Origin of the sequence: Microbacterium sp. ZXX196 (genome assembly GCF_009709595.1) — a bacterium.
GTDB lineage: Bacteria > Actinomycetota > Actinomycetes > Actinomycetales > Microbacteriaceae > Microbacterium > Microbacterium excoecariae.
This window is the reverse complement of sequence record NZ_WMEE01000015.1, coordinates 37,343-46,345: the sequence shown is the minus strand read 5'-3', so window position 1 is coordinate 46,345 and position 9,003 is coordinate 37,343. Positions and strand designations below refer to the sequence as shown.

The 9,003-nt window shown below is 66.6% G+C and carries 6 protein-coding genes; 5 read left to right on the top strand and 1 reads right to left on the bottom strand.

Annotated elements, in window-relative coordinates; translation table 11 throughout:
- Window positions 1-438 (top strand): integrase core domain-containing protein (locus GJQ66_RS11030; RefSeq protein WP_155049419.1); only part of this gene is annotated, 438 nt, incomplete at its 5' end.
- Between the two features lie 232 nt (window positions 439-670).
- On the opposite strand, the gene GJQ66_RS11025 is transcribed toward GJQ66_RS11030, so the two are convergent.
- On the bottom strand, window positions 671-2,083 hold the full coding sequence (locus GJQ66_RS11025; RefSeq protein WP_155049418.1) for a plasmid pRiA4b ORF-3 family protein: 1,413 nt from the start codon (window positions 2,081-2,083) through the stop codon (window positions 671-673).
- A gap of 343 nt (window positions 2,084-2,426) precedes the next feature.
- On the opposite strand from GJQ66_RS11025, the gene GJQ66_RS11020 reads away from it, so the two are divergent.
- The 4 genes from GJQ66_RS11020 to mobF all read left to right on the top strand — a co-directional run bounded on the left by GJQ66_RS11020 (window position 2,427) and on the right by mobF (window position 8,881).
- On the top strand, window positions 2,427-3,068 hold the full coding sequence (locus tag GJQ66_RS11020) for a Fic family protein (RefSeq protein WP_155049417.1): 642 nt from the start codon (window positions 2,427-2,429) through the stop codon (window positions 3,066-3,068).
- A 382-nt stretch (window positions 3,069-3,450) separates the two neighbouring features.
- Window positions 3,451-3,642: a helix-turn-helix domain-containing protein gene (locus GJQ66_RS11015; protein ID WP_031289729.1), complete on the top strand. Its 192-nt coding sequence runs from the start codon at window positions 3,451-3,453 to the stop codon at window positions 3,640-3,642.
- A gap of 61 nt (window positions 3,643-3,703) precedes the next feature.
- Window positions 3,704-4,879 carry a tyrosine-type recombinase/integrase gene (locus GJQ66_RS11010; protein ID WP_368732900.1) on the top strand — a complete coding sequence of 392 codons (1,176 nt, stop codon included), beginning with the start codon at window positions 3,704-3,706 and terminating at the stop codon, window positions 4,877-4,879.
- A 561-nt stretch (window positions 4,880-5,440) separates the two neighbouring features.
- On the top strand, window positions 5,441-8,881 hold the full coding sequence (gene mobF / locus GJQ66_RS11005) for a MobF family relaxase (RefSeq protein WP_155049415.1): 3,441 nt from the start codon (window positions 5,441-5,443) through the stop codon (window positions 8,879-8,881).
- Window positions 8,882-9,003: the final 122 nt, after the last annotated feature.

Sequence of the window (9,003 nt, the reverse complement as noted above, 5' to 3'; positions counted from 1 at the left end):
GACGAGCACACTCGGGAGTGCATCGGCGGGCTCACCGAACGGTCGATCACCGCTGACCGGCTCACCGCCCACCTCGAAGACCTCGTCGCCGTGCGCGGCGCCCCGGCCGTGCTCAGATCGGACAACGGGCCCGAGTTCATCAGCGAGGCGATGGCCGACTGGGCCGGCACCCGCACCGGCCTGTCCTACATCCCGCCGGGATCGCCGTGGCGCAACGGGTACGTCGAGTTGTTCAACACCAGGATCCGCGACGAGTGCCTGGGCATCAACAGCTTCTACTCGCTGCTGCACGCGCAGGTCGTGATCGGAGACTGGAAGGACGAGTACAACCACCACCGCCGGCACTCCTCGCTCGGCTACCTACCCCCAGCCGAGTACGCTCGACAGTGCAACCATCAAATGGAAACCGACGACTCACAGAACGTCCGGACCGAATGAAGGGGGCGGCTCAAGTCTGCCGGAGAGGTTCTCCGACACCGTCGCTGTCGTTGCTGACTTCGTCGACCCGGTGCTCGACGGGCTCGACGCCAAGGCCCTGTGGAGCCCCGTCGAACGGAACTGGCACACGGCATCCGGCGCACCGTCTGAGTCGACCGAATCGGCTACAGGTAGGGCGGAACTGTGACGGTTTCGGCCGGACCTCGCGGCACCTGATCTGGTGACCAGACGGTCAAGCCCGTATGACGGTCCGGGCGATGGCTGCGACGGCCGTGTTCAGGCTCTTGGGTCGCCGGTTCACGCGCATCGCCCCGGTGAGCAGGTTGAGTGCGTCGAGCGTGGGGCTGTCGGGGGATGGGGCGCGGTAGGGGTCTTCGCGGTCGCGCCAGCCGAGTTCGAACAAGAGTTCACTGATGCGTGACTCCCAGAGTTCAGCGGGTGTCTCATTCGCGGCGACGACGAGCGCCATCCATCCGGCGTGTCGCTCGGCGGGGGTCGTTCCGAGTGGGAGCCGGCCGGTGATGTGGCGCAGGATCGCCTGCGGATCGCCCCGCCGTGCCGCGATTGCCCGAGTCGGAGCGATGCGTCCTTTGCGCACCGACACCAGCCCCAGCGCTCGCGCGGTGGCGCGGAGTTCCCAGACGGGCCAGGTGAGGTCTTCGCGGTTGGCCTTGCCGATCCACCATTCGGTGATGCCCGTGCGATGTGCTATCTGCTCGACGACGGCGGGTTTCAGATAGCCGGCGCCGGTGAGCGTCACGCCGTCCCCGACGACGTCGAGGAGCACTCGGAACGGCTCGGTGAGATCAGCGGCCTCGTCTGCGCCGACGTCGGTCGCACCGGAGGCAGCCGGCTTAGCGAGCGCGTTGCGCAGGCCGCGTGCGCCACGGTTCTGCGCCAGCTCAAGCAGCGACTCGAGTTCCTCGACGACCGGGATCGGCTCCGCGGTGACGGAGGTGATCAGCTCGTTCGTCTCATCGATGTCGCAGGCGTCGGGATGCCAGCCGTGGGGCAGCCACGCGCGTCCTTCCGCCGCGTTCTCGAACACCTCGGGGCGGAGGGCATCGTCGTAGTCGCTGCGCACCCAGTCGGCGAGTTCGGCGTAACCCCAGACGCCACCGCAGTCCTCGGGCGGGCAGGCGAGCTTCCCGCCGACGCACACCGGGGTCGGCGGAGGGCTGTCGAGCACCTTCTCGACGCGCAGGAGGTGCTTCCAGTCATCTCCGAAGTCGTAGTCGTACCAGAGCCGGTCGCCCTCGGCAGACAGGACCTCGTCGAGACGCACGTCGTCTTCGAGCATCCCCTCGTCGCCCTCGTCGAGGTCGAACTGGGTGAGGAACTCGGGAGCGTTGCGGTCGTTGCTCGTGCGGAAGCGGTGCAGGTGGCTGTCGGTCCATCCCATCGCCGCCTGGATCACGTCGTGCAGCCGCGGGAGGAGGATGTCGCCGGGCACCTCGATACGTCGCCACACCGGCGGTTTCGTGCGCTGCAGGTCGATACGGATGCGGAAACCCCTCACCACCGAGGGGACGGGGAGCAGTTGCGGCTCGGGTCGGCGCCAGAGATCGTCCAGATGATCGTCGTCGGGGCGCAGCGCGGCGATGAACTTTTGAAGATCCGGTGCATCGAACTTCTCGGATGCCATCTTCCTCCTTCCGACTCGGGCGCATCACGTCGGGATACGCCATCGCGATCAATTCTCGCGGAGCACGTCGGTTTCCGCCCAACTGCTGGTCAGGGAAGTGCCTGGGGGTGGGGCGTGCACCGCGGCCCCACCAGGAGGGAGTCGGCACGATAGAATGAACTCGATCCTGTTCTCCCGGAGGTGAGCATATGAAGCGCAAGGACGTCACTCGTGAGGCGCTTCATCGTGCCGCTCTGCGTTCCACGCGGGCGTCGGCAGCGTTGGAGAACAGGTCGGTGCCGGTCGGTGTCACTCGCTCTGAACGGGTCGAGCGCTTCCTCGCCGCGCGCAAGCAGCGCGTTTGATGGGTGTCGATCCCGGCTACGGCGAAACGCCGGTGGACCCGGAAGAAGCAGACGCCCTCACCCCACAGGCTCGTGAGATCCTCGGCGATGCGCCGAAGAAGATCGACCTCTACGAGGCCGAGCAGACGATCAACGATGAGGTCAGCATCGCGTTGCTCGATGACATCGCGGACGGGCGACTTGTGCTCACCGATATCCTGACGGACTCGTTCCTCCGTGACCTGCACCAGAAGCTCTACGGAGACCTATGGACGTGGGCAGGCCGGTACCGAACGCGCGATCTCAACATCGGCGTCGAACCCGAGCACATCGCCGTCGAGCTCCGCGGATCGCTCGACAACATCCGGTACCGGTGGGAGCACACCGACGACTGGACAGCACGCGAACTCGGCATCGCCGTGCATGCCGAGACCGTCCGCATCCACGGCTTCGTCGACGGGAACGGGCGAACGACCCGCCTGCTCGCCGACCTGGTGTTCCTCGCCGCGCAAGACGCGGAGGCGATCGCAGAGACGTATGACTGGGACATCGACAAGCGCCAATACATCGCCTTGCTGCGTCAGTACGACCTCACCAGGAACCCCAAACCGCTCGCCGCATTCGTGCCCGTCCGGCGGCTCGATGACGGTGAGAACCGGTGACCAGATTGGTGACCAGAAACCCTCCCGAGAGGCGCGAATCAGCACGAATCACTGCGTAGCTGTCGGTAGTCCGCGGTAGACTCAATCCCATGAGATCCCTGAAATTACGGGGAGCTCCACCGATTCGGGGGTTCGTCCGGGCGGGCCAGGCGACTCTCAGTTGTTCTTGGTTCGAGTCCAGGTACCCCAGCGCAAACTCCTCAGATTCCGCGGGAATCGGAGGAGTTTCATGGTTCCTGGTCCCTCGAGAACCGGCCGCGGGGTCCTAAACGGGGTCCAAAACCCCTTTCGGAGGGTGCTCGCCGAGGCCCGGCACGGGTTGTTCCGTATCGCCCGCGCACTGGCCGCAACGGCTGTGGTGTGGCGTGCGCACCTACTGGGTATGGATACCCGAGACGAGCCCCTGATTATGACCGGCGAGCAGGTCGCCGAGCTGCTGCAGGTCTCGCCGCGCACGATCGAGGAATGGCGGCAGACGCACAGCGGCCCACCCTTCCGTCGCGTCGGACGCCACGTGCGCTATCTGCGCTCCGAGGTGCTCGCCTGGTTCCAGGAGTTGGTGCGCCATGGCTAGGCCGAGACTGGAACCAGGCGAGATCGGTGCGATCCAGATTCGCACCCTCGCATCTGGCCGGGTGCAGGCCACCGCGAAGATGCGCGACGAGGTCGGCGAGCTACGCCGCCTGAAAGCGACTGGCGACACCGAGGATGAGGCGCGAACCGGCCTCACGAAGCAGGCCGAAGACATCCGCTACCGCACCGTCGGCCCCGTGCTCGCCCTGGACGCCACGATCGCCCAGGCGTGCGAGGTGTTTGTCTACGAGAAGGAGCAGTCGCAGACCGTGGAGGACACCACGATGGAGTCCTACCGCTCGACGATCAGGCACGTCGTGAACCCCGCCTGCGGCAACCTTCCGCTGAAGGATCTCAGTGTGCTGCGCTGCAACCGCATCCTCCAGTCGATCCGCGAACAGAAGTCGCTCTCCGCCGCGAGGCGCGCGAGGAGTGTGCTCTCACAGGTGTGCCAGACCGGCATCGAGCACGAGGTGCTCATGGCGAACCCGATCCGCGACGCGAGACGGCTGCCGCTGCCGGAGAAGAAAGAATCGGTGCTGAACCCCGCGCAGGTGATGGTGGTGCAGAACCTCATCCACGGCTGGCGCAAAGACGGGGGCGGCTACGGCCCGCGCCCGAACGTCGCGGTGCTGGAGCACGTGATGTGGATCATGATCGGCACCAGTGCCCGCATCGGCGAAGTGCTCGGCCTGCGCCGCTGCGATGTGGATGTGACCTCTCGCCCCGCGACGGTGCTGATCGCCGGCACCATCAAGCAGAGCAAAGCGAACGGGCTGTATCGGAAGAACACCCCGAAACGGTCGCGGCAGAAGCGCCGCGTTGCGCTTCCGAGCTTCTCCGCCGCGGCGATCCGCCGCCAGCTTGCGACAGCGGATCGTGACCCGGAGGCGTTCCTGTTCTCGACCAAGACGGGCCGACCGCTCAGCGTCAGCAACTACGAGCGACTGCTGCGCACCTTCGTCGACGACAACGCGGACGCTCTGCAGCGGGCGGGCATCGATCCGACCGAGTTCTCGACGCACATCTTCCGTCGCACCACCGCGACGGTCATCGATGCGGCGGCAGGCATCACCCTCGCCTCTCGCCTGCTCGGCCACGCGAACGAGCAGGTCACCCGCAGCAACTACGTCGTCACCGCCGAGATGGTTGACCCGGTCACCGCCGACATCATGGACGACGCGTTCACGGCGATGCTCGGCACCGCGGGCAGCAGCCTCGAAAGCGATCTGCTGTGAAGGCTGGGAGTGCGCCCGGATGTGCTGGCCGATCGCTTGCCGTACCGGTCAGAGTGAGCTACGGTACTTGCACCGCGGTCACGTCCGCGCGGGATAGCGATCAGTTTTTCTGCTCGCCGCAACGTCGAAAACCACGGTGGTGTCGATTCGGCACCACCGCAAAAGGCCCCGGCGTGGGCGTGCCGAATCGGCACCCCCACGGTTCCGGCAAATTGCCGCCACTGTGGTTCCTGCGCTGGAAGTATCCGCTGCTGGACTCCCAATAGTTGGGAGGCCGCGGAACCCCTGACGGTGGTGGAAATTTTCCCGGACCGTGAAGCTCCTCTCTTGGAGCTGACCCTCTGCTTCGTCTCATCCTGACCAACGCTCAGCGTCGTCAACCGCAGAAGCTGCTGCGATGCCAGTGTGATCCTCACCACGCTCTGTCGCTCTCCGAAGCTCACGCCGCTGAGGCATCACCTCTCAACGCTCCTGCTGCCCGACAACTGATTCATGGACGTATGCCACCGATGGTGGGGCGTGCGCACCTCCCTCATGAGACGACTCGTGAGGAGGCCCGAGATGAAGGGCGGCGTGATCCTGTTCCGCGGCACCGGTGCCGCAGCGCGCCGCTACCTGGAGTCGGACAGGTCAACGGCCGACGAGTACTACCTGGAGGGCGGGACCGCGCTCGCCGAGTTGGCCGTGAGCGGTCACGACGGCGAAGTCATCGAGACGAGGACGCTCGATCCGGAAGGCTATTCGGCCTGGGTCGACTGGATAGACCCGATCACGGGCACCACGATGGGAACGCCCCGAGTCGCAAGCGACAGATCGAAGGAGTCGCCACGCTTCGCCGAGATGGTGATCAACGCATCGAAGTCGCTCTCAATCGCCGCCGCCCTGCACCCGGAAGTCTCCGACGCGCTCGATGCGGCGCAGCAGGACGCGGCATCCGAGATTCGCCGCTGGCTCGCCGAGCACTCTGTCACGCGGGTCGGCTCGAGGAACGCCCGCGAGATCGTGCCGGTGCAGCAGTTGCAGACCGTCACCGTCGCGCACAAGACCAGCCGAGCCGGCGACCCGCACCGGCACATTCACTTCCAGATCGGCACCCGCGTCTACGCCGCAGGCAAGTGGCGGGCTCTCGACACCGCGGCGCTATTCAAGCAGCAGGGTACGATTCGCGCGCTCGGCACCGCGATCATCGCCGCGCACCCGCAGCTTGCCTCCGTGCTCGACCAGCACGGCCTCACCCTCGACTCGGCGACCGGTGAGGTGGCAGAGCTGGAGCCGTTCAACGTGGTCATGTCGAAGCGGGGCGCTCAGGTCGAACGTAACCTTGCCCGCTTCGAAGCCGAGTGGGAAACAGGCCATCCGGGTGAGGAACCCGGCCCCGTCGTGCGGGCGAGATTGAAGGCGAAGGCGTGGGAACACGAGCGGCCGGGAAAGAAACCCGCAGTGCTCGGCAGCGAAGCCGGCTGGCGCGCCGAGCTCGAAGACGCCGGCTACACCCAGAACCTGCCCCGCGCACGGTGCACTGCACCCGTCGCGCTGGACGAGCTGCACATCGAGGAGATCGCATCGCGTGCGCTCGACCGCTGCGCCGCAGGAGCGTCGGCCTGGACGGTGCACACGGTGCGCGAGCACGTCACGAGGATCACGACCGAGTATGGCGTGCAGGCTGCTCCGCGCGAGCTGCGAGACTTCGTGCAACTCGCGACGCAGCTCGCTGCGGAGAATTGCTTCTCCGTGCTCCCGCCCGACACACCGACACCGGAACACGTCGCGCATCTCACATCGCTACGAGTGGTTGCTGCAGAGACGGAGCTGCGCGACCTGCTCACCGCACGCGCGGAACAATCCCGCCATCGCATGCCCGATGTGCACGACCTCGCTGTGCGGGCGGGGCTTGATGACGATCAGGAGCTCGCAGCCTCTACCGTCGCATCCGCCAACCCGCTCGTCGTGATCGAAGGCGCGGCCGGGTCGGGCAAGACCACGATGCTTAAGACTGCCATCGCTGCCGCGACGGCGGAGGGCCGCTCGACGCGAGTCGTGACGCCGACGAAGAAGGCCGCCGACGTGGCAGCCCAAGAACTCGGCATCCCTACCGACTCCGTTGCGGCGCTCGTCTACGCGCACGGAGTCCGGTGGAACAGCGACGGCGTATGGACGCGCCTACGGCCCGGTGACACTGACCCCGAAACCGGCAGAACCTACCGGGGGCCAGTGACGGAGGCACGGCTCGCGAAGGGTGAGCGAGTCGTCGTCGACGAAGCAGGCATGCTCGATCAAGACAGCGCCCTCGCACTGCTGCGCATCGCCGACGAAGCTGACGCGACCATCGCGCTCATCGGCGACCGTGCGCAACTCCCTGCGGTCGGGCGCGGTGGTGTGCTCGACTTCGCCGCCCGCCTCACTCCCGCAGTCGTGGACATGACCAGCCTGCACCGCTTCACTGATGACGCTTATGCGGTTCTCACTCTCGACCTGCGGCGCGGCCACAACCCCGCCGCGATCTTCGACCAGCTCAACGCGATCGGGCTCATCGAGCTGCACGAGAGCGACGACGGCATGCAGGAGGCCATCGCGAAGTTTGCGTGCCCGGAGGACGCGATCACCGCCGCCACGAACGATGAAGCGCGGGCGTTGAACGAACGCATCCGTGCCGAGCGCGTCGAACGCGGTGAGGTCGACGACGTGCGAACAGTGTTCGGTAACGACGAACTCCCCATCGGCGCCGGAGATGTGATCCAGACCCGTCGCAACGAGTCCACGCTCGTCGTCGCCAGCCGGCAGACCTGGACCGTGCAGCACGTGGGCGACGACGGCGCGCTGAGCGTCGTGGAGACCGTCAACGGCCGGAGGTACCAGCGCACCATGACACTGCCCGCAGAGTACGTGACCAAGGATGCGCACCTGGCTTATGCCGTCACCGCCTATGGCGTCCAAGGGACGACCGTGAACGCTTCGCACACGGTGCTCACCGACGCGCTCGATGCCGCTGGCATCTACGTCGGCATGACGCGCGGCCGCGAGACGAACACCTTGCACGTCGTCGCCACTGACTGCGACGACGCGAAGCAGCAGTTCGTCGACGCACTCGTCCGAGACCGCGCCGACCGCGGCCTGGGAGACGCAACCGAACGTGCCCGTGAGGCCGTTGCGAACCTCGTCGAGGACGGACCTATGTCCATCGTGAACGCAGAGCGCGACCGGATCGTCGAGCAGATCGCGCAGGCTGATGCGGAACGAGGGCACTGGGTGTCGGCAGCCGCCAGATTGCGGGACCAGTCCGAGCGGCACCAGGCCGAGTACCAGCCGCTGCGTGAGCTGGCGGAGGCCGCCGATGCGAAGGTTGCCGCGCTTCTCGCGGACGTTACGGAATCGCTGGCCCAGGAAGCCGCTACGGACGGTTCAGAGTTCCTGGCCGCGCAGCGGGCCGCCTACACCGCGCACCGTGCCAAGGCGAACGCACTCCGTTTCCGCAGGCGCGCTGCTACACGAACCGCGAAGGACGCAGACACTCGCCGCGAGGCGGTAGAGCGGAATGTGCACAGCAGGTGGCAGAGCATTCCGCACAGTGAGAGTGGCCTTCCCGCGTGGGCCGAAGCAGTCGCCCGGCGTCAAGCCGACCACGCACCCGCGATCATCGAAGCACGCGCGGAAGCCGCGCAGGCCCATCAGCTCGTCGGCGCGATCGCCGAGAGGCAGTCGCGTGAGCACACGGCGCTGTACGAGCGGGTACTCGGCCGCCGCCGCCCAAGCGCGCTCGCCGCGCGGATCAAGAATCTGCGCGAACGGGTGACACGTGATCGACGTTACCTGGCCCAGCTCGATGCGCTCCCACCAGATGAAGCGGTCAGACTTATCCACGAGCGCGCTGCTCAGGCAGAGGCTCAGCGCCTCGCCGCCGAGGAAGCCCGTGGAGCAGCGGAAGCGCTCGCGAAGCGGCTCAGCGCCCCAGGGCATGAACGGGACCGAGGTCGCTCTCCACACCGTGACGGGCCGTCGTTGTAGTCCGCATCGCGGGTATCGGAACGAGTCGAACGAGAGCAAACCGGGAGAAACCGGCTAAAACAGCGGTTTCGCCGATAAGCTCTGGGCTATGACCCCGCTCGAACTTGTCAAGACGGTGCCCT